The 25,159-nt window shown below is 41.4% G+C and carries 23 protein-coding genes and 1 other annotated feature; of the genes, 2 read left to right on the top strand and 21 right to left on the bottom strand.

The genetic code is table 11. The annotated features are described in order from the left end of the window. Positions 1 to 136: 136 nt before the first annotated feature. The 12 genes from lonB to ilvE form a co-directional block, all read right to left on the bottom strand. Positions 137 to 1,798, bottom strand: coding sequence for an ATP-dependent protease LonB (gene lonB / locus MHH40_RS16720; protein WP_003216675.1), 1,662 nt, complete (start codon positions 1,796 to 1,798; stop codon positions 137 to 139). Positions 1,799 to 1,934: 136 nt separating this feature from the next. After that, positions 1,935 to 3,200, bottom strand: coding sequence for an ATP-dependent protease ATP-binding subunit ClpX (clpX, locus tag MHH40_RS16715; RefSeq protein ID WP_003216176.1), 1,266 nt, complete (start codon positions 3,198 to 3,200; stop codon positions 1,935 to 1,937). 251 nt (positions 3,201 to 3,451) lie between these two features. Beyond that, a complete protein-coding gene (gene tig / locus MHH40_RS16710) occupies positions 3,452 to 4,726 on the bottom strand; it encodes a trigger factor (protein ID WP_003216748.1) in 1,275 nt (424 codons plus the stop codon). Positions 4,727 to 4,965: 239 nt separating this feature from the next. Further along, positions 4,966 to 5,973: a DNA damage checkpoint antagonist DdcA gene (gene ddcA, locus MHH40_RS16705; RefSeq protein WP_050943638.1), complete on the bottom strand. Its 1,008-nt coding sequence runs from the start codon at positions 5,971 to 5,973 to the stop codon at positions 4,966 to 4,968. Positions 5,974 to 6,098: 125 nt separating this feature from the next. Next, the gene (gene leuD / locus MHH40_RS16700) at positions 6,099 to 6,698 is read right to left on the bottom strand and encodes a 3-isopropylmalate dehydratase small subunit (protein WP_003216415.1); all 600 of its coding nucleotides are present in this window, start codon (positions 6,696 to 6,698) and stop codon (positions 6,099 to 6,101) included. A gap of 13 nt (positions 6,699 to 6,711) precedes the next feature. Continuing rightward, the gene (leuC, locus tag MHH40_RS16695) at positions 6,712 to 8,127 is read right to left on the bottom strand and encodes a 3-isopropylmalate dehydratase large subunit (RefSeq protein ID WP_050943637.1); all 1,416 of its coding nucleotides are present in this window, start codon (positions 8,125 to 8,127) and stop codon (positions 6,712 to 6,714) included. Between the two features lie 40 nt (positions 8,128 to 8,167). Then, positions 8,168 to 9,265, bottom strand: coding sequence for a 3-isopropylmalate dehydrogenase (leuB, locus tag MHH40_RS16690; protein ID WP_050943636.1), 1,098 nt, complete (start codon positions 9,263 to 9,265; stop codon positions 8,168 to 8,170). Positions 9,266 to 9,283: 18 nt separating this feature from the next. Continuing rightward, entirely contained in the window at positions 9,284 to 10,837 is a 1,554-nt protein-coding gene (locus tag MHH40_RS16685; RefSeq protein ID WP_050943635.1) for a 2-isopropylmalate synthase, read from the bottom strand. Continuing rightward, the gene (gene ilvC / locus MHH40_RS16680) at positions 10,824 to 11,852 is read right to left on the bottom strand and encodes a ketol-acid reductoisomerase (protein ID WP_003216490.1); all 1,029 of its coding nucleotides are present in this window, start codon (positions 11,850 to 11,852) and stop codon (positions 10,824 to 10,826) included. The genes MHH40_RS16685 and ilvC overlap by 14 nt, the downstream gene beginning before the upstream one ends. A gap of 18 nt (positions 11,853 to 11,870) precedes the next feature. Beyond that, the gene (gene ilvN / locus MHH40_RS16675) at positions 11,871 to 12,389 is read right to left on the bottom strand and encodes an acetolactate synthase small subunit (RefSeq protein ID WP_003216637.1); all 519 of its coding nucleotides are present in this window, start codon (positions 12,387 to 12,389) and stop codon (positions 11,871 to 11,873) included. Continuing rightward, a complete protein-coding gene (gene ilvB, locus MHH40_RS16670) occupies positions 12,386 to 14,110 on the bottom strand; it encodes an acetolactate synthase large subunit (protein WP_050943634.1) in 1,725 nt (574 codons plus the stop codon). The genes ilvN and ilvB overlap by 4 nt, the downstream gene beginning before the upstream one ends. A gap of 121 nt (positions 14,111 to 14,231) precedes the next feature. Next, positions 14,232 to 14,478: a binding site (T-box leader), on the bottom strand. A gap of 8 nt (positions 14,479 to 14,486) precedes the next feature. Continuing rightward, positions 14,487 to 15,401, bottom strand: a complete 915-nt coding sequence (gene ilvE / locus MHH40_RS16665) for a branched-chain-amino-acid transaminase (RefSeq protein WP_003216381.1) — start codon at positions 15,399 to 15,401, stop codon at positions 14,487 to 14,489. 433 nt (positions 15,402 to 15,834) lie between these two features. Here ilvE and MHH40_RS16660 point away from each other — a divergent pair, with 433 nt between their 5' ends. Beyond that, a complete protein-coding gene (locus MHH40_RS16660) occupies positions 15,835 to 16,878 on the top strand; it encodes a lactonase family protein (RefSeq protein ID WP_003216692.1) in 1,044 nt (347 codons plus the stop codon). Between the two features lie 83 nt (positions 16,879 to 16,961). Here MHH40_RS16660 and MHH40_RS16655 read toward each other — a convergent pair whose 3' ends face one another. The 9 genes from MHH40_RS16655 to MHH40_RS16615 form a co-directional block, all read right to left on the bottom strand. Next, positions 16,962 to 17,384 carry a YkvA family protein gene (locus MHH40_RS16655; RefSeq protein WP_034620597.1) on the bottom strand — a complete coding sequence of 141 codons (423 nt, stop codon included), beginning with the start codon at positions 17,382 to 17,384 and terminating at the stop codon, positions 16,962 to 16,964. Positions 17,385 to 17,479: 95 nt separating this feature from the next. Further along, a complete protein-coding gene (gene dltD, locus MHH40_RS16650; protein WP_340901341.1) occupies positions 17,480 to 18,646 on the bottom strand; it encodes a D-alanyl-lipoteichoic acid biosynthesis protein DltD in 1,167 nt (388 codons plus the stop codon). Next, positions 18,646 to 18,882, bottom strand: coding sequence for a D-alanine--poly(phosphoribitol) ligase subunit 2 (gene dltC, locus MHH40_RS16645; RefSeq protein WP_003216498.1), 237 nt, complete (start codon positions 18,880 to 18,882; stop codon positions 18,646 to 18,648). The genes dltD and dltC overlap by 1 nt, the downstream gene beginning before the upstream one ends. Positions 18,883 to 18,903: 21 nt before the next feature. Beyond that, positions 18,904 to 20,088: a D-alanyl-lipoteichoic acid biosynthesis protein DltB gene (dltB, locus tag MHH40_RS16640; RefSeq protein WP_050943632.1), complete on the bottom strand. Its 1,185-nt coding sequence runs from the start codon at positions 20,086 to 20,088 to the stop codon at positions 18,904 to 18,906. Continuing rightward, a complete protein-coding gene (dltA, locus tag MHH40_RS16635) occupies positions 20,085 to 21,590 on the bottom strand; it encodes a D-alanine--poly(phosphoribitol) ligase subunit DltA (protein ID WP_050943631.1) in 1,506 nt (501 codons plus the stop codon). The genes dltB and dltA overlap by 4 nt, the downstream gene beginning before the upstream one ends. Positions 21,591 to 21,604: 14 nt before the next feature. After that, positions 21,605 to 21,754 carry a teichoic acid D-Ala incorporation-associated protein DltX gene (locus MHH40_RS16630; RefSeq protein ID WP_024427820.1) on the bottom strand — a complete coding sequence of 50 codons (150 nt, stop codon included), beginning with the start codon at positions 21,752 to 21,754 and terminating at the stop codon, positions 21,605 to 21,607. Positions 21,755 to 22,007: 253 nt separating this feature from the next. Beyond that, on the bottom strand, positions 22,008 to 23,279 hold the full coding sequence (locus MHH40_RS16625) for a Kelch repeat-containing protein (protein ID WP_233421700.1): 1,272 nt from the start codon (positions 23,277 to 23,279) through the stop codon (positions 22,008 to 22,010). A 228-nt stretch (positions 23,280 to 23,507) separates the two neighbouring features. Next, on the bottom strand, positions 23,508 to 24,149 hold the full coding sequence (locus MHH40_RS16620; RefSeq protein WP_050943629.1) for a DUF4241 domain-containing protein: 642 nt from the start codon (positions 24,147 to 24,149) through the stop codon (positions 23,508 to 23,510). A 407-nt stretch (positions 24,150 to 24,556) separates the two neighbouring features. Further along, entirely contained in the window at positions 24,557 to 24,721 is a 165-nt protein-coding gene (locus MHH40_RS16615; RefSeq protein ID WP_162531759.1) for a hypothetical protein, read from the bottom strand. 240 nt (positions 24,722 to 24,961) lie between these two features. On the opposite strand from MHH40_RS16615, the gene MHH40_RS16610 reads away from it, so the two are divergent. Then, positions 24,962 to 25,150, top strand: coding sequence for a hypothetical protein (locus tag MHH40_RS16610; protein WP_340901339.1), 189 nt, complete (start codon positions 24,962 to 24,964; stop codon positions 25,148 to 25,150). Positions 25,151 to 25,159: the final 9 nt, after the last annotated feature.

The following is a 25,159-nucleotide window of genomic DNA, read 5'->3' as shown; positions in this document are numbered from 1 at the left end:
ATAATATACCTGTTTCAGTCTTGTACAATGTAAAAGACTTGAGAAATGTTGATCTTACCGTAGTATACCCTTTCTTTTTATCTTGAAAAAGAAAAAAAGATCTATTTCACTAAAAAATCCCCATATGTGATGGGGATTAAACAGATTTTCTTTTCATTTCTTCTTCTAGTCCATCTTTCTTCTCGTCTGGCGGGTTAACCAAACACTGATCCAGCACTTCTTGGAAGTGCTTCACAGGCACAATGGTGACCCCTTCAATCTCTTTTAAGATCGACTGCTGGTTGTCATAAGGAATAATGACGGTTGTGGCACCAGCCTGCTTCGCTGCCTTTATCTTCGGTATCACACCACCGATCGGCTTCACCTGACCTTGCAATCCGATTTCACCCGTCATGGCTGTCAGATGATCAATCGGGATTTGATGTATGGCTGAGAAGATTGCGGTCGCCATGGCAATCCCAGCAGACGGCCCATCAATAGGGGCACCGCCTGGAAAATTAATATGGATGTCATATTCATTTGTCCGAATGCCTAAATTTCGAAGTACCGTTAATACATTTTCAACTGACCCTTTGGCCATACTTTTTCGTCTAATGGATTTCGATTGATTGCCAATGCTTTCTTCTTCTGCAATGCCTGTAATGTTGATACTGCCTTTCTCAAGCGCCTTACAGATGTTCACTTCAATCTCAAGCAAGGCACCGCTGTTTGGTCCATAAACAGCCAATCCATTGACTACCCCCACTTTTGGCTTTTCCGGTACTTTTTGTTCATATCTTGGTGTCAGCTGGCTCGAATGAATAACCCATTCTACATCTTCGATCGTGATGTCTTTTCGATTTTCCGTGACCGCCATGCCAGCGGCAATCTGCACCATGTTGACGGCTTCACGTCCATTTTTCACATAGGAGGTTAACAGGTTCAGCCCTTCATCACTTAATTCCTTTTGAATTTTTTGGACAGCCTTGGCAGCGACGATTTTCAGTTCATGCTGGTCAAGGTCTTTAAAGAAAATTTCGAGACATCTTGACCGGATCGCTGGTGGAATTTCGTCAGGTGTTCTTGTCGTGGCACCAATCAATCGAAAATCGGCCGGAAGTCCATTTTGGAAAATATCATGAATGTGATTCGGGATTTGGGTATTTTCTTCACTGTAGTAGGCACTGTCTAAAAAGACTTTCCGATCTTCCAGCACTTTGAGCATTTTGTTCATTTGGATCGGATGCAGCTCACCAATTTCATCGATAAACAGAACCCCGCCATGAGCATGTGTGACGGCTCCTTGTTTTGGCTGCGGAATGCCTGCCTGTCCCATTGCTCCAGCCCCTTGGTAAATTGGGTCATGCACGGAACCAATAAGCGGATCTGCAATGCCTCGTTCATCGAATCTCGCGGTTGTGGCATCGAGCTCTACAAAGACCGCATCTTTTTTAAAAGGAGAATCAGCGTGACGCTTCGCTTCTTCCATCACAAGACGGGCAGCGGCTGTTTTACCGACTCCCGGTGGTCCGTAGACGATGACATGCTGTGGGTTCGGCCCGCATAGTGCCGCTTTTAGTGCACGAATGCCGTCTTCCTGCCCTACAATATCCTGAAACCCCTTTGGCCGGACTCTCTCTGATAAAGGTTCACTCAGCTTGATTGACCGCATCTTTCTGAGTGCCTCCATTTCTTTCTTTGACTCTTTGTCTATCGTCACCTTTTGTGTGCGCTGATTTCGCAGTAAGTTCCAAAAGTACAGCCCGATGACGATACCAAAGAACAGTTGTATGAATAAAACGATTCCTGTCCAGCTCAATCGGTGCTCCCTCCTTCATCTATCGTATGTATTGGTTTCTGTCTGCTAGTATTTCCTAGAGCTGGACGGAATAAACACAACTTCCACGATAAATAAAAAACTCCTGAATCAAAAGGATTCAGGAGTGAGACTACTCTTATGCAGATGTTTTCGTATCTTTATTAACGACTGTGCCGTCCTTTAACACAAGACGCGGCGACACGCCATCAGCAACTGTTGCACCAGTGATGACACATTTTTCAATATCATCACGTGATGGAAGGTCAAACATCACATCAAGCATGATGCCTTCAATGATTGAACGTAGACCACGAGCTCCTGTTTTACGCTCAATTGCTTTTTTCGCAATTTCGCTAAGAGCATCTTCTTCAAATTCTAGCTCTACATCATCAAGCTCAAGCATTTTTGTATACTGCTTAACGAGTGCATTTTTAGGCTTCGTCAAGATCTCTACAAGTGCTTTTTCATCTAACGGCTCTAGGCTTGCAATAACCGGCAAGCGGCCGATGAATTCTGGGATTAAACCGAAGCGAAGCAAGTCTTCTGGGAGTACTTTTGATAAAAGAACTTCTTTTTCAAGATCTTCGATTTTATTTTCCGCACCGAATCCAATGACTTTTTGACCTAAGCGGCGTTTGATGATTTGCTCAATGCCGTCAAAGGCTCCACCACAAATAAAGAGGATATTTGTTGTATCGATTTGAATGAATTCTTGATGAGGATGCTTACGTCCACCTTGAGGCGGTACACTAGCGACAGTTCCTTCAAGAATTTTCAATAGTGCTTGCTGAACACCTTCCCCAGATACATCACGAGTGATAGAAGGGTTTTCTGACTTTCTTGCTACTTTATCGATTTCATCGATGTAGATAATACCTTTTTCTGCTTTTTCTACATCATAATCGGCTGCTTGGATCAGCTTTAGTAAAATATTCTCTACGTCTTCACCAACATAACCTGCTTCAGTTAAAGATGTTGCATCTGCAATCGCAAATGGCACATTTAAAATACGAGCAAGCGTTTGAGCAAGTAATGTTTTACCGCTTCCTGTTGGCCCAATCATAGAGATATTACTTTTCGAAAGCTCAACATCATCAATCTTGCTGTTGGAATTGATCCGTTTGTAGTGATTATAAACCGCTACAGCTAAGGATTTCTTCGCATTTTCTTGGCCGATGACATATTCATCAAGAATCTCCCGAATTTCATGAGGCTTCGGAACATCCTTGAATTCAACTTCTTCCTCAGTGCCGAGCTCTTCTTCAACTATTTCCGTGCAAAGCTCGATACATTCATCACATATATATACGCCAGGTCCTGCGACCAGTTTACGCACTTGATCTTGCGTTTTTCCGCAAAACGAGCATTTTAATTGACCTTTTTCCTCGTTGAATTTAAACATTCTTTCACCCCTTATTCTTCTTCACTTGCCTGTAGCTAACAGTCAGCTACCTTTCTGGGTCCAGTATGTATGCATTTTACCATACTTTCCTAAAAGACGGTAATGATGTGTTTCTAACACTGCACATCGAGATATGTATAACAGAAAGATGCGACTTACACTATCGTTTCCAAAAGAAGCGATGATAAGTCAAAAATTGTACAAAACAAGGCACGAGTCACTCGCGCCCTGTTTTATTATTATGCACCATATTAACGGTTTTCTACAAGAAAATCAATTGCTTTACGAACTTTTAGATCTTCTTTCATTGCGTCAGTAGATCCGATCGCTTGTTTAATATTTTCAATTGGCATGTTGTATGCTTCAGCCATTTTTGAAAGCTCTTCTTCTACTTCTTCATCAGACACTTGTAAGTTTTCTGCAGCAGCAATTGCTTCAAGTGTTAGGTTAGATTTTACGCGTTTAGCAGCATCTTCTTTCATTTGCTCTTTCAGCGCATTTTCATCTTGTCCTGAGAATTGGAAGTAAAGCTCAAGGTTCATTCCTTGCATTTGAAGGCGTTGTTCGAATTCTTTCATCATACGGTCTAGCTCTGTGTCAACCATCGCTTGTGGGATGTCAACTTCCGCATTTTCAGAAGCTTTCTCAACTAGCTCTTCACGAAGTTTACCTTCTGCTTCGTTTTCTTTCGCTTCTTCAAGACGTTTCTTTGTTTTTTCAGTTAGTTCAGCAAGAGTTTCTACTTCTTCATCAACATCTTTCGCGAACTCATCGTCAAGTGCTGGAAGTTCTTTTGCTTTGATTTCGTGAATTTTCACTTTGAATACAGCTGGTTTACCTGCAAGGTCTTCAGCATGGTATTCTTCTGGGAAAGTGACTTCTACGTCTTTTTCAGCTCCAGTTTCAAGACCAACTAACTGCTCTTCAAAACCAGGGATGAATGAATTAGACCCTACTTCAAGAGAGTAGTTCTCAGCTTTTCCGCCTTCGAATGCTTCTCCATCAACGAATCCTTCGAAATCAAGAACAACTGTATCGCCGTTTTCGATTGCGCCTTCTTCTTTGACAACAAGCTCAGCTTGACGGTTTTGCATGCCTTTTAACTCTTCTTGTACATCTTCATCAGTGACAGTAGCGTCGTCTTTTTCTACGTTAAGACCTTTGTAGTCACCAAGTTTCACTTCAGGCTTCACTGTTACTTTTGCAGTGAAGATTAAGCTTTCGCCTTTTTCGATTTTCTCAACATCGATTTCAGGGCGGTCAACTGGCTCGATACCAGCTTCGTCGATTGCTTTTGGATACTCAACTGGAAGAAGAATATCTAATGCATCTTGATAAAGAGATTCTACACCAAAACGCTGTTCGAAAAGACCACGTGGTACTTTCCCTTTACGGAATCCAGGGATCGATACTTGCTTAACAACTTTCTTAAACGCATCATCAAGTGCTTTGTTAAATGTTTCAGCATCAACTTCTACCGTTAAGATGCCTTCGTTACCTTCTTGTTTTTCCCATTTTACTGACATGTGTGTTTCCCTCCAAAAATCTATTCAGATTGTGCGTTGTTACATTCTAAAGCATCATAAAGACTTCGTCCAATTAAAAACCACGCACGCCGCTAAAGAAGCGGTATTATGTATACAACATTTGACTTGATTATACATATCGTCTTTCAACCATTGGAATCGACAACTGCACGATATATGCACAAATACAACCATTATATTATAACATAACAAGTCCGTCTTTCAACTAAATCGACAAATTACAAATAAGAAATTTCTTCAATATCTTTCAGCATTGTGCAAGCTTCTCTCAGCTCTCGTTCATCAAATTCATACAATAGATGCAATTCTTCGAGGTCAATCTCGATCCCATGCATTTCATAGCCGACTTTATGAAGTGCTGCTGCCCAAAGATTCGGATCTGTGTATTTAGGAAGAAATGGATATAGTACAAATAAGTGCCGGCGCCATAACTCTTCCACGCCTTGGTAAAGGGTTGGGTTCTCATTGCCGAGTGTGTCATCGAGCTTTCGAAGGACTTGCTGAAGCAGCGGCATTTGCTCTGGTTTAACAGCCTCAGAAGGAACAAGCGTTAAAGAATCACCGAACTTCGTCACATGAACCGGCTTTGCCACATCATGATCTGACAGAAGCTGCAGAATCAATGATTTGACCAAAGGGTTTCCATCAGGCTTTTGTAGGATCGTATTTAATAGACCCATGTGCGGCGTGATGTTTCGGTCTTTCAGCGAATGGATGAACTGCACCTGCTCCTCTGGACGCTCGAGCAGATCATCTATATTGATTTCACTGCCGTCCTCTTCATCTTCATCTAAAATCTGTTCAGGCGATTCGATCATTTTTCTACTAAATTCGAGCAGCTTGTAAAAATGCTCCGCGCTTTCTGCTGGAAGGTGGTTTTCCTCAAGTACTGCTTCAATTGTCTGCTTCACTTCTTCATATTCTTTCAGCTGAATTAAGATTGTCATATACACTTGAAGCACGGTGAAGTAATGACCATATCCTTCATGCAGCATCTTTTCACACACACGCTTTGCATCCTGCAGCTCGCCCAGCTCCAGAAAACAAATCGCCATACCGAGATGAATATCGGATTCTTCATCGTCATCATAAGATTTTGCTTCTGAAAACAAGTGAAGTGCCTCTTGATACTGTTTATCTTTTAATGCTGCCATTCCTTTTTCAATCAGTCTTTCTTTCAGACCAGGAAACAAAATGACATTATCTTTCTTCTTGTCATGTTTCATGCTTACGTTCCTTTCGGGCGCATATTTTTTATCAGTTTACCAACGAAGGTTAGTAAACACAAGTAACGAGAGGTTTTCATGCAAAAAAGAAGCCGTCACACCTCGGGCGGACGGCTTCTTGTTGTTTACGCACGCAGCCAGCTGCTGCGCTTATCTTCAAATGCTTGAATGTCATCTTCTAGTAGTAAAGTTAATGAGATTTCATCATAGCCATTCAGGAGCATTTCTCTCCAGTGAGGATCCACATCAAAAGGAGTGATATTCCCTTCGTGATCTTCTATTTGCTGTTTTTCAAGATCAACCGTCATCTCATACCCTTTGTTCTCATATGACGCAGCGAATGTTTTCCACACATCATAATCAAGACGAATCGGAAGCATCCCATTTTTAAAGCAGTTTTGGTGAAAAATATCTGCGAATGATGGTGCGATGACAATTTTGAAACCATAATCATCAAGTGCCCAAGGAGCATGTTCCCTTGATGATCCGCAGCCAAAGTTTTCTCCTGCGATCAAAATGGATGAACCTTCATAAATCGGCTGATTCAGTTCGAAATCAGGATTTGGGCTGCCATCGGCTAAATACCGCCAGTCGAAAAAGGCAAACCGGCCATATCCTGTTCGTTCAATTCTTTTCAAAAATTGCTTCGGAATAATTTGATCTGTATCTACGTTGATACGGTTAAGCACAGCGGCTTTTCCTTTGTGTGTGACTAAAGGCTCCATCTATCACAACTCCTTACACGACTGTTTTCTCTTGATTAAACTTCCTGACATCGACAAATCGGCCATGTATTGCAGCCATTGCGGCCATTGCCGGGCTGACAAGATGCGTTCTCGCACCTTTTCCTTGACGACCCTCAAAGTTACGGTTTGATGTGGATGCGCAGCGTTCTCCTTCTGGTACCACATCGTTATTCATGCTGAGACACATACTGCAGCCAGATTCTCTCCATTCAAATCCTGCTTCAAGGAAGATTTCATGAAGACCTTCTTCTTCTGCCTGCAATTTGACGCTTTGAGAGCCAGGCACGACAATCGCTCTGACATGATCAGCTACCTTTTGTCCTTCTATCATAGAAGCTGCTTGGCGTAAATCAGTCATTCTTGAGTTCGTACATGAGCCAATAAACACATGCTCAATCGTAATATCTTCAATACGCTGATGCGGATGAACACCCATGTATTCGTACGCACGAATCGCTTCTTTTTGGTCATCCTCTTGCGCAAAATCTTCAGGTCCTGGGATGGATGCATCTACAGGCAGCACCATTCCTGGGTTAATTCCCCATGTGACCATTGGTGAAATCTCATTCCCATCTAAAACAATCGTTTTATCATAGGTTGCACCCGGATCTGTTTTAAGTTCTTCCCATTCTTTAATCGCTGCTTCGAAGTCTTCTCCCTGCGGTGCATATTTGCGGCCGCGGCAATATTCAAAGGTGACTTCATCAGGTGCAATCAATCCTGCTCTTGCGCCTGCTTCAATCGACATATTACAAACGGTCATACGTTCATCCATCGTCATGTTTCTGAATACTTCCCCAGTGTATTCAATGACATAACCTGATCCAAACTTCACGCCATGCGCACCAATGACTGCTAAAATGACATCTTTGGCCGTTACCCCTTTTTGCAGCTTTCCGTCTACTCTAATTTCTAATGTTTTCGGACGCTGCTGCCAAAGTGTTTGTGTGGATAGTACATGTTCAACCTCACTTGTACCGATGCCAAAAGCAAGTGCGCCAAATGCGCCATGAGTGGATGTATGACTATCTCCGCAAACGATTGTTTTTCCCGGAAGTGTCAAACCAAGCTCTGGTCCAACGACATGGACGATTCCTTGGTCTACACTGTGAAGGTCAGCTAGACGGACACCAAATTCAGCACAGTTGCGCTCTAGAGCACTCACTTGTTTTTTAGCAACCTCATCTTTGATCACAAATCGATTCACAGTCGGGATGTTGTGATCCATCGTCGCAAACGTATTTTGAGGTCTTCTCACCTTGCGCCCTTTTTGTCTTAATCCTTCAAACGCTTGAGGCGATGTCACTTCATGCACCAAGTGCAGATCAATATATAAAAGGTCTGGTTTCCCCTCGCCGCTTTTGACAACGTGCTGATCCCATATTTTTTCGATGATTGTTCGAGGCATAACCCTTTTCCTCCCTCTACCTAATTCCACAAGATTCTATTTATACAATTGTTTTCGCGCGCTGCTTGAGTGCGTCTACAACTGCATGAGTGATGTCTTCAGTTGTTTGATACGTTCCCTCTTTTGCAGATAAATCCTTTGTTCTTTTGCCAGAGGCAAGAACAGCTTCAACAGCTTCTTCTATGGCAGCCGCTTCATCTTCTAATGCAAAGGATGTTCTAAGCAAGCTTGCTGCCGACAAAATAGTTGCCAGAGGGTTTGCGACGTTTTGCCCCGCAATATCGGGTGCTGATCCATGAATCGGCTCATATAAATGAAGGCCGGTGCTTGATAGACTAGCAGATGGCAACATACCGAGTGATCCAGTAATCATTGAAGCCTCGTCACTTAAGATGTCACCAAACATATTCTCTGTCACAATGACATCAAATTGTGCAGGCTTATAAATCAGCTGCATGGCGGCATTATCAACGAGCATGTGCTCAAATTCAACGTCTAGATATTGAGAAGCCACTTCTTCTACCGCATCCCGCCATAGTTTACTAGAAGCCAGAACATTCGCTTTATCCACAGACGTTACTTTTTTCCGTCTCGTTAACGCCATGTCGAATGCTTCTTTTAGTACACGGACAATCTCTTCCTTTGTATAAAGAAGCGTATCAACCGCAGCTTCTTTTCCTTCTTCATCTGTATAGCGCTCGCTTGGTTCACCAAAATAGAGACCACCTGTTAATTCACGAACGATGACAAAATCGACTCCGTTAATGTGATCCTGTTTTAACGGTGACGCCTCGCTTAAGCTATCGAACACTTTGACAGGACGAATATTAGCAAATAAGTCCAATTGTTTACGAATGGCGAGCAAGCCTTTTTCCGGACGAAGCTCTGGTGGGTTTTGATCCCATTTTGGTCCGCCGACTGCTCCTAATAAAATCGCATCCGCGCTCTTGCAAACATTAACCGTTTCTTTTGGGAGCGGATTGTTTTTTTCATCTATTGCGATACCGCCAATGAGCGCCGTTTCGAATTCGAATTCGTGCCTAAATTGAGCCGCTGTCTCTTTGAGGACAGCGACCGCTGATGTCACAACTTCCGGTCCGATTCCATCGCCGGGCAAAAGTGCAATTTTCTTTTTCATGAGGACCTACCTCCTTTCCTATGAGATCGCGTGATGTTTCTCAATTTCAATGAGATTTGATTTAAAGATTAAATGCCTGTTTACTGCATTGACGTAGGCTTTCGCCGATGCTTCCAGCACATCTTGCGCTACACCGCGTCCAGCTGTTTCTTTTCCTTCTATTGAAACATTGACATATACTTCCGCTAGTGCATCTCTGCCTTTTCCATTTGATTGAATACGGTAGTCTAGCAAATGAATTCTTTCCTCCATACAGCGCTCCAGTGTGTTGTACACAGCTTCTACACTGCCTGCGCCTGTAGCTGCTTCTTGAATAACTTCTTGCGTTTCTTGATTTTTCAGAGAGACCGTTGCTGTCGGCATCTGTTCTGTTCCATAATGCACTTGAAGACTTTCAAATTCGTAGCCAATTTTTCGGTCTGCTACTTTTTCTTCCAATATAATAGAAATCAAATCATCATCTGTGATTTCTTTTTTCTTCTCCGTCAAATTCTTGAAGGTTTCGAAGAACTTATTGATTTCTTCTTCTGTTAGTTTAAAACCTAGCGTTTTCATGCGGTCTTTAAACGCGTGTCTTCCGGAGTGTTTCCCAAGGACAAGTACGTCTGTTGTCACACCGACAAGCTCTGGAGAAATGATTTCATAGGTTGTTTTTTCTTTGAGGAAACCGTCTTGGTGAATACCTGATTCATGTGCAAAAGCGTTGTTACCAACGACAGCTTTATTGCGCGGTACAATCATTCCTGAGTATTTGCTCACTACATCACTTGTACGCTTAATTTCATTCAATTGAATCGTTGATTCGACCTGGTAGAAGTCTTTTCGAATATGAAGAGCGACTGCAATTTCTTCTAAAGCGGCATTTCCTGCACGTTCTCCAATTCCGTTAACAGCCGTTTCAATTTGATTTGCTCCATTTTCAATGGCTGCAAGTGAGTTTGCTACAGCCATCCCTAGATCATCATGACAGTGAGCAGACAAGTTGACGCGGTCGATATTTGGAACATGTTCCTTCATATATTTAAAGATATTGCCATACTCTTTTGGCGCTAAGTATCCAACTGTATCTGGCAAGTTAATGACACTCGCTCCAGCGTCAATGACCTTCTCTACAATTTCTGCTAAGAAAGCAAGATCTGTACGACATGCATCTTCTGCTGACCACTGGACAACTGGAAAACGTTCCTTCGCGTATTTCACCATGGAGACAGCCTGTTCTACGACCTCTTCACGTGTTTTCTTTAGTTTATGCTCCAAGTGAATATCAGAAGTAGCGATAAAGATATGAATTCTTGGTTCCACTCCATCTTTTAACGCTTCCCATGCAGCATCAATATCACCTTTTACACATCTCGCAAGACCAGCAACTGAACAGTTTTTGATCGTTCTAGCAATTTCTTGTACGCCTAAGAAATCCCCTCGGGATGAAGCGGGAAAACCCGCTTCAATGATATTAACCCCAAGGCGCTCAAGCTGCTTTGCAATGATTAGCTTTTCTTGTGCATTTAAGTTCACTCCTGGTGATTGCTCTCCATCTCGAAGTGTTGTGTCAAAAAAATTAATTTTCCGCACCGACGCTCACCGCTTCCTTTTTCTTTCCTTGTTTGACGAAAGGCATCATTTCACGAAGCTTTCTTCCGACGATTTCAATTTGGTGCTCATTTTCATTAGCATTGATCGCATTGAAACGTGGACGATTCACTTGGTTTTCAACAATCCATTCTTTTGCAAATGTTCCGTTTTGGATATCAGTCAAGACGGCTTTCATCGATTCTTTTACGTTTGCATCCACAACGCGTGGTCCTGATACGAAGTCACCCCATTGTGCTGTATCAGAGATTGAATATCTCATGCCTTCTAATCCTTCTTCGTACATAAGGTCAACGATCAGTTTCAGTTCATGTAGACACTCGAAGTATGCAAGCTCTGGCTGATAACCAGCTTCTGTTAATGTTTCAAATCCTGCTTTTACTAGTGAAGTAAGCCCCCCGCAAAGGACTGCTTGCTCACCGAATAGATCCGTTTCCGTTTCTTCTTTAAATGTTGTTTCAAGAACGCCCGCTCTTGCTCCACCAATTGCTTTTGCATAAGCAAGTGCTTTATCTTTCGCTTGACCAGATACATCTTGATAGATGGCAAATAGTGCAGGTACACCAGCGCCTTGCTCATATGTTCTTCTCACAAGATGTCCTGGACCTTTTGGAGCCACAAGATACACATCTACGTCACTTGGAGGAACGATTTGATGGAAATGAACGTTGAATCCGTGTGCGAATACAAGTGAGTTGCCTGCTTCTAATTGATCTTTGATTTCTTCGTCATATACTTTCTTTTGCTGCTCATCTGGAAGTAGTACCATGACGATGTCTGCTTGTGCTGCCGCTTCTTTTACTGTGAATACTTGATGGCCGTCTTCTTGTGCTTTTGTATAAGATCCGCCTTTTCTCACGCCGACGATGACATCTACGCCGCTTTCTTTTAAGTTCAATGCATGTGCATGACCTTGTGATCCATATCCAATGATGGCAACCTTTTGACCATTTAATACGTTTTCTTGGATATCACCGTTATAATATACTTTTACCATTTGACTCTCTCCTTTTGTTTAGACAATTGAAATTGTTTTATTTTGTTGCGGCTTTTGCTGATTATCTCTCGCAAAGGCCGTGGTGCCAGTTCTGGCGACTTCTTTAATGCCGTATGGCTTAAGTAATTCAATGAGTGCTTCAATTTTTGAAGACTCACCTGTCACCTGAATGACGACACTCTCTCTGCTAACATCTACAATAGAAGCTCTAAAAGGTTCAATGACCCCCGTGATCTCCATTCTAGATGCTGGTGCAGATACGACTTTTATCAAAGCCAGCTCTCGCTGAACGATTGATTGGTTTGTAATGTCTGTTACTTTCAGAACATCGATTTGTTTGTTCAGCTGTTTTGTCAGCTGTTCGATGTCTTTCTCTTGGTCTACATGGACGACGAACGTGATGCGTGATACATCTTGAATCTCAGAATGGCCGACCGTAATGCTTTCAATGTTGTAATGTCGTTTAGTAAAAAGGCCAGTGATTCGGTTCAGTACGCCTGATCGATTTAATACAGTCAACACAATAATTCTTTTCAAGGTTTCACCCCCACCATCTCATGAAGTCCTTTCCCCGGTGCTACCATCGGGAATACTTTTTCATCTCTCGCTACATTGACATCGATGAAAACAGGCTCTCTAGAGGTTAGCGCTTCTTCAAGCTTTTCTTTCGCCTCTTCGTCTGTTGAGATTCTGATTCCTTTAATGCCATAAGCTTCAGATAATTTAACGAAGTCTGGTTGCTCTGAAAATTTAGAATATGAGTAGCGTTCTTCGTAGAAAATTTCTTGCCATTGTCTTACCATTCCAAGGCTGTGATTATTTAGAACAATCACTTTCACTGGAAGGTTCAGCTCACGGATAACGGCAAGTTCTTGCAAGGTCATTTGGAAACCTCCGTCTCCTAAAATCGCCACAACCGTTGCCTCTTGATCAGCCAGCTGAGCGCCGATGGCTGCCGGTAAACCGAAGCCCATTGTACCAAGGCCACCAGATGTGACCCACTTATCAGCATTTTCAAATGGATAGAACTGCGCTGCCCACATTTGATGCTGTCCAACATCAGTTGCCACAATGGCTTCACCTTTTGTGAATTGATGAATGTATTCAATCAGCTTTTGAGGTTTAAAGCCCTCTGCTTCGTTTTCAACGTACCAGAGTGGATATTCTTCCTTCCACTGATCTAGTTGGTTTTTCCATTCGTCTGACTCTCCTTGCTTCCCGTCTTGCTTAATCAGCTCTTCAAGGACTAGCTTACTGTCTCCAACAACCGGGATATGGGTATGAATGTTCTTGCCAATTTCTGCTGGGTCGATATCGATATGTGCTACCTTCGCATGTTTCGCAAAGTGATTGAGATTGCCAGTTACCCTGTCATCGAATCTCGCACCAATTGAAATGAGCAAATCACATTGATGAAGAGCCATGTTCGCTGCATATGTGCCATGCATACCAGCCATCCCTAGGAAAAGAGGATGCTTTGCCGGGAAGCCGCCAAGTCCTAGCAGTGTATGAGCGACTGGAATTTGCTGCTGCTCTACATACTGCCTTAACTCTTCAGATGCTTTGCCATGAAGAACACCAGCTCCTGCTAGAATGACCGGTTTCTTCGCTCTGCTGACAGCTTCTACTAATTTGCGAATCTGCAAATAGTTTGGCTCTACTTTTGGCTGATAACCAGGTAAATCAATTGGCTGATCGTATTCAAACGTTCCTTCAATGCCTGCCACATCTTTTGGAATATCAATCAAGACTGGACCAGGTCTTCCTGTCGTTGCGATGTGGAACGCTTCTTTAATGACGCCCGGTAATTCCTCTGGATTTCTCACCTGGTAGCTGTGCTTTGTGATAGGCATTGTGATGCCGAGCACGTCTGCTTCCTGGAAAGCGTCTGATCCAATAACTGAGGTTGCCACCTGTCCTGTGAAGACGACAAGAGGAAGTGAATCAATCATCGCATCTGCAATTCCTGTGACTAGGTTTGTCGCTCCTGGTCCTGATGTAGCAATGACAACACCCGGTTTACCAGATACTCTAGCGTATCCTTCTGCCGCATGAATCGCTCCCTGCTCATGCCTTGGCAGGACATGAAATAAACCAGAATCATAAATTTTATCGTAGATCGGTAAAACCGCTCCGCCTGGATATCCGAAAATGACTTCTACTTTTTCTCTTTTGAGTGCCTCAATTAGCATGAGTGCACCGTTCATCGTTTGTGATGCTTTAGATGTTTCCGTCTCCACTTGTACATTTGTCCCCATTTGATTTCCTCCTCTTTGTCTTGCTTCAGTCAAGTTTTTTCACCCTTTTCTATTCAAGATCGAGATTTTAACCATATAAAAAAGCCTTCTCACCCCACAATGACACTACTTTTCACTAGGTCAAAGGGGCGAAAAAGCTTTGTTTTTCGCGGTACCACCCTTGTTCACAGCAACATCTGCTGCCGTCTCATGGACATCTTTCATCCATTTTGGTAACGAGTGAGCAATGTCACTCGGTCTGCCCTACTATCATTTCAAGCAGACACTCAGAGGTGAGTTCACTTTAGAAAGTAACACCGGTTTCCAGCTACCACCGGCTCTCTGTAGATACTGACTCTAAAACTACTAGTCCTCTTCAACGTTTATCGATATCTATTTAGCTTGCGTGAATGTTTTCATCTGTAAAAACGACTTTTTCTCCTTCTTCAACGACTCGCTTGCGGAATTGTTCAAGAAGTTTGTTTGTGTGAACCCCAGGTTTCCCTTCACCGATTGTACGGCCGTCAACCTTTACAACGGCAATCACTTCGGCTGCGGTTCCAGTTAGAAAAACTTCTTCTGCTGTATACACATCGTGCCTTGTGAATGGTTCTTCTTTCACTTCATAGCCTAAGTCTTCTGCAATCTCCATGATGGCATTTCTTGTGATGCCTTCAAGAGCGCCGATATAACCTGGCGGTGTATAGAGCTTACCTTTTTTATAAATAAACACATTGTCTGCAGAACCTTCTGCCACGTACCCTTGATCGTTCAGCATCAGTGCTTCACTCACACCGGCCATATGGGCTTCGATTCGGACAAGGATGTTATTCAAATAATTTAATGATTTCACTTTTGGACTCAGTACATCGGGACGATTTCGCCTCGTCGGTACCGTCACAATATCAATACCTGTTTCATATAGGTGCTTTGGAAAGATGGCCAGCGGCTCTACAATGATCACTGTGTTGGCTCTCCCGCAGTTGTTTGGATCTAAACCAAGATCACCAGCTCCTCTTGAGACAACAAGACGGATATAGGCATCCTTCAGTCCGTTCCTTTCAACTGTATGAATCATTTTTTCCGTGAGTTCCTCAAGTGAATATGGAATGTTCAGCATAATCGATCTGGCGGAATCATACAGGCGGTCTAAATGTTCTTTCATTCGAAAGATATTTCCGTTATACACGCGTATCCCTTCGAACACACCGTCACCGTATAAGAAGCCATGATCATAAACTGAAATTTTCGCATCCTCTTTTTTCACGAGTTCATCGTTTAAAAAGATCCACTGTTCCTTTTGGTCTTCCATTTTCAGTGAGCACCCTCTCTTTCAAACAAAAAGTAGTTGAATTTTCAGACACTTTATATTAAAGCGCCTCACGCTTGCTCTGCGTGTTTGTTTAGCTTTTGTTGAACCCATCTTACGCCGCTTTCCATACAGTGTCAACAGCATTTTTAAAATTATTAGACAATTTAGACTAATCAAAATTAAATGTATACGCTTACACCTTTGCTAGACAAGGAATGAAAAAAACTTAAAATTTTTTGTATTTTTTCTTCAATTGATTTACTTTACCTGAACGCTTTTCATTTGAGAAAACGTTTGTCATATTTTTTCACATTATTTTTAATGAAGACTGGTAGATTCCAGCGCTTTTGATTTTCTTTCGGTATGCCTTTCTAAAGCGTTTTCCTATGAATTTATGATAGAATGAGAGCATCTTATAGAAGGAGGGCAATACATGGCTAACATCAGAGGTTATATCGGAACGTATACAAAGGGAGACAGTAAAGGCATTTATACTTTTACATTAAATACGGACAAGCAGCAGATCGAACAAGTAGAAGTGGCTGCTGAACTTGAAAATCCTACATATTTAACCGTCTCAGATTCTCAAAAATTTGTGTATGCTGTTGTGAAAGAAGGATCACAGGGCGGCGTGGCTGCTTATCAAATCGATGCTGAAACCGGCACACTTCGTTTCATCAACCAAGAACTTGCCGAAGGCGCTTCTCCTTGTCACGTCAGCGTGGACAGTCAAACAAAAACAGCTTTTACAGCAAACTATCATAAAGGAACAGCAGAGATGTATGAAATCGATGCTGAAAATGGCTCAGTGATTCGCACGCTGTCACAGGCGCAGCATGAAGGAACTGGCCCTAACGAAGATCGTCAGGAAAAACCGCACACTCACTTTATGGGTCTGACACCAGATGAACAATTTGCAGTGGCTGTTGACCTTGGGACAGATGGCATTTATACGTATAAGAAAGAAAACGGCAAACTCGAGCTTGCTCATACATTTGAAACAAAACCAGGCACAGGGCCTCGCCATATTACATTCCATCCAACGAAACCTGTGGCATATGTGATGACAGAGCTAAGCTCAGAGGTGATTGTGCTTCGTTACTTTGAAGATGGTCATTTCGAAGAGATTCAAACGATCGCAACCATTCCAAGCGACTTTACAGAGAACAATCAAGGCAGTGCCATTCACGTCTCTTCAGACGGCCAATTTGTTTATGCAGGAAATCGCGGACATGACAGCATTGCGATTTTTAAAGCAGACGCTGACGGCCAATTAAGTCTTGTCGAGATTGCTTCTTCTGAAGGAAACTGGCCTAGAGACTTTGTGCTTGATCCAACTGAAGAATTCCTCGTCGGTTCAAACCAAGAGTCTAGCAACCTAGTGTTATACAAACGCGACAAAGAAACAGGACGACTCACTGTCTTACAATCAGACATCTCAGTCCCTCATCCAGTTTGCGTGAAATTTTTAGGATAATGAAAAAAAGCCTCCAACTGTGGAGGCTTCATATTGTTGACAAAGGGCTAAAATGATCTTGATTTTAGCCCTTTGTCTTCTTTTCAGCGTGTAGACGGCATCCCGCCATCTTCAAGCTTTTGATCAATCAGAGACGTATCGGTTTTTTCACCGAACCATTTTGACAGCCTGTCCTGCGCTTTTCCTTTCACATCATCATCAATGTAGACCGCTACTTGAATCAGAGCAAATGTGATCGCTCCTAAATCATCTGTATAGCCTACACCAATTAATGTATCGGGAATGAGGTCAATTGGAAGGATAAAGTATCCGAGTGCCCCAATAATAAGGGTTTTTGCTTTGACAGGTACTTCAGGTTTTTGCAATGTATAGTAAAGTAATAGCACAGCATAGACAAGAGAGACACCAGCTTTTTGTGCCGTCTTTTTTAACTTTTCCCAAAAGGCATGATCATTAAAATGCTTCTTTGAACGCTTCAATAGTTCTTTTTTCTCAGAACGATTCATCATATCGCCTCCATTTACAGCATAGACCTTTTCCCTTCGTTATACAAGATATTCGCCAATTCGACAAACAAAAAGCAGCAGAAAGCTGCTGCATTCTACTGCTCTTTGTAAAACTTTTCGATTGCCTTATCGATGTACACCCATCCTTTATAAGACACATGAATCGTATCTTTAAAGAAATAAGGATCGTACTCATGCTTAGTCAAATCTGCGACTTCATACCCGTTATCGCGTATTTGACGATTGATTTTCTCATAATACTCTGTACGTCCCTCTTTCGGAAAACCGGTATAATCATACCATTTTCCGTTAACAGGAATCGTCACAAACAAAGGCTTTGCCCCTGCCTGTTTTAAAATATCCAGCATGATTTGAAAATCTTTGTATTCTGGTGATTCCGCATAAGAATGACCTTCACGGGAATCTTTCATCTTTTTCATGATCGGTTTCAGCTTGCGGTCAAACAGTTTTTGATTAATATAAAACGGGTTGTTCCCTGCTTTTTCCGCACCTAAGACACTTGCTTCTTTTTCAAGCTCAGTCCATGTTTTTCCTTTGACTGAATGAGACGGTTGAAGCTTACGTTCATGTCCCGATCCAATTGTATAGTACATGTCTTTCTTTTGAAGCATGCCATAATACATTTTTGCAATAGGAGAAATCGCGCCATAAGCGAATTTGTTCCCAGAAAGCTCTGCTTTAAAAAGCTCTGTGATGACCATGTCGTTCTTCACTGCTTTAAACTTCATGATTCTCTTGATCAGTTCTTTTTTCACAGCTGGATCAATTTCTTTATTATAAGCGAGATTCAGTGCTTGAAGCGCTGAATAGTTCGGTGCAAAGTGATTTTCGTCAGATCCCCATTTCACAAACCACTGCGGGGACACGATAAACACAAGCTTCTTCCCTTTTAATTCATCCATATGCGCTGCAAAGTTCATCGCATGAATTAATGATTGCGATCCACCTTTTCCAATAAGATAAGGTGTAAACCCTTGAGGATTCTCATGAAAGAAATTCGAAGGGTGATATGGATCAAAACGTGATAGTTCAGAAGATCCATAGATCGGCAAATAAGTTGGATCTTTTAGCATTTCGTCTTGTAAATAAAGCCCTTGGAACATCCCCGGATCTAATTCTGTGGCTGACTTTTGTAATTTGTCTTTTGGGATCAGATGTGAGAGCCATGCATTTGGTACAAGAAGAACACCAATGAATAGAACAGCCGCTAAAATAAGCGGCCCAAAAAAACGCTTTTTCATTACTTCATCTCTGCCAGCTGCTCAGCAATGTGATTCGGTGTATCCCACACATCACGATCAAACTCTGTAATCGGAACAGTAATTCCAAGTTGACTTTCGATTGCCATAAGCAGCTCTACTGTACCAAATGAATCTAGAAGACCTTCGTCAAAAATTGCAATCTCTGGATTTTCTTTCACAACGTCATCCTGACAAACCTCTGCAATAATACCGTATACTTGATTTTTAAATTCCATAATTTTCTACTCCCTTAATCATTAATGATGAAATGGTTTTCCTGAAAAAATATAAAATCCGAAACAAATCACATGGAATGTAATAATGATCGACACAACCATTGTGACCTTATTATCCGGCCACCACTTGTGTTTTTTATTCCATTTCTCGAATAAATTGTAACCGGACATCACAACTGCGTGATATAGTCCGTAAATAATATATTGAAGGGCTAGACCATGCCAAGCACCCATCAATAGAAAGAGGACAAAGTACCCAATATTTGATACTGCCATACGGTTCTTGATCCACTTCTTTTTTGTCATAAAGAACACAAATCTCATAAACACGTAGTCTCTGAACCAGAAGGACAGGGACATGTGCCAGCGATTCCAGAAGTCTTTAATGTTCCGGCTGATAAACGGTTTGTTAAAGTTTTCTGGTGATTTAATGCCCATCATATAACTCACACCAACAGCAAATGCTGTATAACCAGCAAAGTCAAAGAACAAATACATACTGTACGCATACATATATGTTAACTGTTGAACAAAGTGACTGCTGCTAATGTGATGAATATTCATGAGAATATACGTGTGAATCAGATAACCAATAATGAACTTGTATAAGAAGCCGATAAAAATTTTATGAATACCGGCGTATAGAAGATCACTGTACGCTTCCTTTTCAGGCGGCGTATCCATATCCTTTTCAAACCGGCGGTAACGATCAATCGGACCTGATGAAATCGTCGGGAAAAAGACAATGAAATAGACCAAACGATGAATCGGCATTTTCTTCTTAATCAAGCCGTCTCTTGTCTCGATAATTAACTGAACACCTTTAAATGTTAAGTACGAGATCCCTAAAAAGCTCAGCCAGTTCATTGGCGGCGGTTGATGCGGCTGATGAGTTAAAAAGAACGGTAAAACCTTTGATAGCACAAGCGGCAAAATCGATGCCACCACTGCCATATAGAAGACAGACGCTTGATTCGCTTTCAACCGGTACGAAAGGTACAGGCGGATGATCAAGACTTGCCACACTGTAAACAAGAAGAGTAGCAGCGCGCCATGTGCATCCTTAGAGAAAATAAGGGCGAGTGCCACAACCGTTGCAAACATGTTGTAGCCCTGCATTCTTTTGCCGCGAAGACCAAGAATGATCGTCGGCAAAAGAAGAACACCAATTAGAATGAAGAAAAAGAATGAACTAAACGGAATCATAGAAGAACCTCTTTCGCGATTCTTTTACGGTCAACCTTCCCGTTTGGCGTCATGTATAGCTGCTCAAGATAGACAAACTTTCTTGGAATCATGTACGCTGGCAGTGAATCCGCCATTTCTTTCTTAATTGCACTTGTCAGCTGATATTCTTTTTCAAAAGAATGCGCTGCTGGAACAATGGCTGCAATTAAGTACTCCACATGACCGTTTGGCTGGAACGGCACAATCACACAAGCATTGACATACGTTGTCTCGCTCACATGATATTCAATTTCTTCAAGCTCCATTCGGTATCCATGCAGCTTAATTTGATAGTCCAGACGGCCGTGGCATGTAATCAAACCATCCTGCGTCACACCTGCGTCACCTGTACGGTAAGCAGGGCGCCCTTCGTATTCAAAGAACACTTTATCTGTTAAGGCTTGTTCACCTAAGTAGCCTCTCGTGACGCTTGGCCCCACGATGACAATTTCCCCTTTTTCACCGTCAGGAAGTGCATTGCCTTCTTCATCTAAAATAACGATATCTGTATCCGGTTTGGCGTAGCCGACTGGTAAAGAATCGTGCTGATCAAGAATCGCTTGCGTGACTTCAATCGATGTGATCGCAACAGTTGCTTCAGTCGGACCATACGTATTAAAGACCTGCGCCTTTGGAAAACGCTCAAGGAGTGCACTTGCTACAGATACAGGAAGTGCTTCTCCGCAGAACAAGAAAACTTTCAACTCTGGTAAAAGCTCCCCTGTAAAGGAAGGGTCCATTAAGCACATTTGCACAAAGGAAGGTGTTGATGTCCACACTTCAACGTCAGATTGACCAAGTGCTGCAAACATATCCTTCGGCTTATTCACTAGATCTTTCACTAAACAGTAAAGCGTGCCGCCTGATTGAAGCGCTGGATACAAATCCATCACTGATAAGTCAAAAGAAAATGGTGCTTGATTTAAGAACGTGCGTCCCCCGCCAATTGGGAAGTCTCGGCACATCCACTCTGTAAAGCTTTCTAAATTATTGGCTGTTACCTGAACGCCTTTCGGTTTTCCGGTACTGCCAGACGTATAAATGATGTAAAAGACATCATCCTGTTGAACCCACTGCGAGGATGGCGGTGCTTCTTTTTCAAGAGCTAAAAGAGATGCCGCACTTTTCACTTCAATGTGTTCTTCTACATCTAGTACATTCAGCTCATTTGCACAAATCAACAGACTGGCTTTTGAGCTTTCAATAATTGAGACGATACGCTCGGCAGGGATTGAGATGTCGACCGGAATGTATGGTCTACCTGATTTCACACTGCCTAAGAAAGAAATGAGCATCTCTGGCTCCATATGACCGTATACAATGACAGGTGCACTATCTGTAGCGACTGCATCGATCGCACCAGCCATTTGGTCTGATAGATGCCAAAGCTCATCATATGTGATCGAAGCATGTTGAGAAACAAATGCTGGCTGTGTTGGTTTCGTTTGTTGGTATTCTTGAATCGTGTGTAATAGTTTCATAGTTTAATCTCCAATTAAAAATCGTTGTAAATGAATGATCCCGTATTAGCTGTGTGGAATCCGTAAATAAAGAACAATAATAGCAAAATAAGTAAGTAAAAGCTCGTATATCCTATCCATTTTACAGACTTATTTTCTGATAGCTTTTTGAATAGCATATTGATAACCTCTTTTCTTTTGACACTTATAGAGACGCATGAATCATTAAAAGAGTTTCATATCAAAACATAAAAATTTTAAGAAATCATGAAAAAGATGTCGAACCTTGGAACGTCTCTTTTGAGCAAAGCTGTCTCATTGTAACAAAGATTTAATACATTTGAAATAAAATCCGAGCTTAAATTTGCCTTAAAATTGCTGAAAGCTGTCGAATAAACACAAAAGCCACCTAGTTTACCTAGATGGCTTTGATTTTAATTACTTCTTATATTTATTGACTTCGAACATGAGAATATTTTTGAACACCACATAATCCTTTTTACTTTCAAAGGGACCTTTGTTGTTGTCATGCTCGTCAATCTCATAAAACCCTGGTCCTTCTCCGGCATCACGCTTTTTGTACCAGGATAGGAAAGCGTTGACTTCTTTCATGGAGAGGTCATACTCTTTTTGCAAACCATTGACCATTGTGATGATGAGGAGAGCATCGCCGTCTTCATCGGTTGCACCGTCTTTTGGTGGTGTTGCTGGATCCGGGTCTTTGTCACCTGGAGGAGCTGTAGTGTCACTGTTTTTAAGACTTTTTAATGAAATAGATAAATTAGATTTGAAATCGTCCCTAGCGTAGTTAGGAGCATCATTACTCTGTGGAATACCTCCAATTACATAAAGTGTATCATCAATAATGGCGGATACATGCCCCATACGATAAGGAGCAGAAGAATTAGGGACAGTTCTTGATGTCTTAGTTTGCTTATCATAGAGTGTAACTTTAGAAACTCCACCTGTTCTTATAATATAATCTTCAAAATTTAATGCACTATAATAACGCCCAATTCCCCCAGACCCTACACTTGTCCACTGATCTATTGATGGATCATATTCAAACGTTGCTTGTCCAGATAAAACATAGAGTTTATTTTTTATAACTACAGCATTTCCAGCAGGAGCGTCTTTTTCAAATTTTTTCTTCTTTGTCCATTCTTTTGTTTTTATATCGTAACTATACGTGTTACTGCTGTAATTCTCGTGCTTTAACGGTTTATTATAACCCAAAACATAGATTTTATTATCTATAGCACCTGCGTATAAATCGAAAGCAGATATTTTCAATTCAAATGGGAGGTCTTCTGCCTCTTCCCATTTATCCATTTTGATGTTATAAACTTCTACGCTATTTGAAAACCCTTGATCTGTTCTCCCACCCATTACATATATATGATCCCCTACAATAACACTAGCAGCACCCATACGGCCTGTTTTCATACTAGCTTTTTCTGACCATTTATCTAACTTCGGATCATATACATAAGTAGTATTAGAATTGGCTTTACCTGAACCTATTCCACCTATTACATAGATTTTCCCATCATATACTTCGCTTACAGCTCCTACTCTTGCAGCTGGCAATTCTGCTCGTTTTTCCCATTCAAGAATATCTGCCTTTTCTGCTTTTATTGATTGTAATGGATAAATTAATGCAGAAATTAATAAAATGAAAATAAAAAACCATTTTTTCAAGATAAACACACTCCTTCAATTTGTTTACATAACAAATATCGGATAGTTATTTATTTTTTCCATGTTTTTGTTACTTATATATATTTATTTACTTACCGTCTCCCCAATGCGCCTATAAATTTCTAAAATTAGACTTCCGCATTAGAATTATTTCATATTTATGTTAATTAATTGCAGGCGTTACTCATATTTTTCTATATCTCCATCAAAAAAACCCATGATTTCATGGGTTTCTTCTCAGTCCATTATTAAAAAATCCGTCACAAGGCAAGCAGGCTCTCCGTTTTGATCTAGCCCCCAAAAGCTTGGATACATCCCGTCGCCGAAGCCTGTTGTAAACATGGCAATGTCCACTTTGTCATGAAAACGGGCGACGAGCCAGTCCCATGTGTGCTTGTAGTTTTGCTCAAGCGCTTCTGCAAATTCTTCATAAAGATAGAAATCATTGTCCTCTTTATACCGTTTATCCTCATAAGCTTGTAAATATCGTGCTGCTTCCGCATCCATGAAACAACCCATTCCCGTATTTACACCGTAGCCGAAGAACTCGTCTTCTTTCAATTGATTGAGTTCTTGCCCTGCTCTTGTGGCAAGCTCCCATTCTGTTGCTTGCTCGTTTGTGAACTTGATCATTGCATAGGCAACGCGTTCGTCACCGCTTTGCAACCGCTTAACTATAAGTAGAATAGGATATTTTCCTAGAGCAACCTTCCTCGTAAACGATTGGTCTCCTTCAGAAACAAAAGGATCACATGCAACGATATGACCGCTAGTGATCTCGATATGCCCTAACTGTTTGGCGAATAATTGATCACCTTCTAAGCTGCTTGATTTCTCTCCATTTTCATATAGTAGGTTTGTTGGATTGATGTTGTACAAGTGACCATTCCTTTCATTGTTTTTCTAGGGCGTTTGGGATTATGTGCTTTTTCCCCATTTAATCCGTCAATAAAAAATCTGTAACGAGACAAGTTTCATCTCCATTCTCGTCCATCCCCCAAAAGGTTGGGTTACGCCATCACCAAAACGAGTAGAAAAGATCGCTAAATCAACTTTCTCCTGAAAGCGCGTGGCTAACCAGCTTCTTGTATCCTCATAACTTTTCTCCAAACAGTTCTATGAAAGGGTTCTCCTTCTACTATACACTTTAATTTTTTTAGTTGGAAAATGAATATTCTCTCTTTTGAACATTTATCCCTTTGCGATGTCTTTTTCATTAGTTAAAAATAAATGGAAGGTTCATTAAAAAACGCCCTTCCAATGGAGGGGCTGTGTTATTAATTATTTTATTTTGAATATCTCTTAATAAATGTTTCGCTAATCCTGCTTACGATATAGATCGCAACCGCTAAAATCAGCATCAACGGAAACATACTTAAACGATCATCTGCAGCATAAACAATGATCCCCACAATGATAGCCACTACGATTGCCGTTAAAAAATGCTTCACCGCCATCTCACCCCTTTGTATACATCATATACATTTTATTACACAAAAGGTTCTATTGAAATAATTACCACAAAATCAGATATACGCAAGTCTAGATTGATTTCGACCACAAGCAGAAGTGGGTTTCCTTTGTTTCGCTCTATAAGTGGGTTTCTCCCCTCCCTTATATTGTTCGTATAATCTCTATATGCTAAAATTAACTAAAATACCTAGATAATGGATCAATCAGGAGGTCATTCAGTGACACAGCAAAGCAAACCATCCAAAATGTTATTAATTACTTTACCCGGCGCTATTATTGCCCTTGTGATGATCTTAGGGAAAATTGATACACCTGTAACATATGTTTTATTTTATATTGTGGCTTTTAGTGTTATGGGTTTAGTGGTTTCGAGCTTAGTGAAAGACTACAGAAAAAAGAATAGTTAAACTCTTCGT

The sequence above is a fragment of the Bacillus sp. FSL K6-2431 genome (assembly GCF_038005165.1).
Classification (GTDB): domain Bacteria; phylum Bacillota; class Bacilli; order Bacillales; family Bacillaceae; genus Bacillus; species Bacillus pumilus.
The sequence above is the reverse complement of the archived record's forward strand: the minus strand, read 5'-3'. Positions and strand labels throughout refer to the sequence as shown.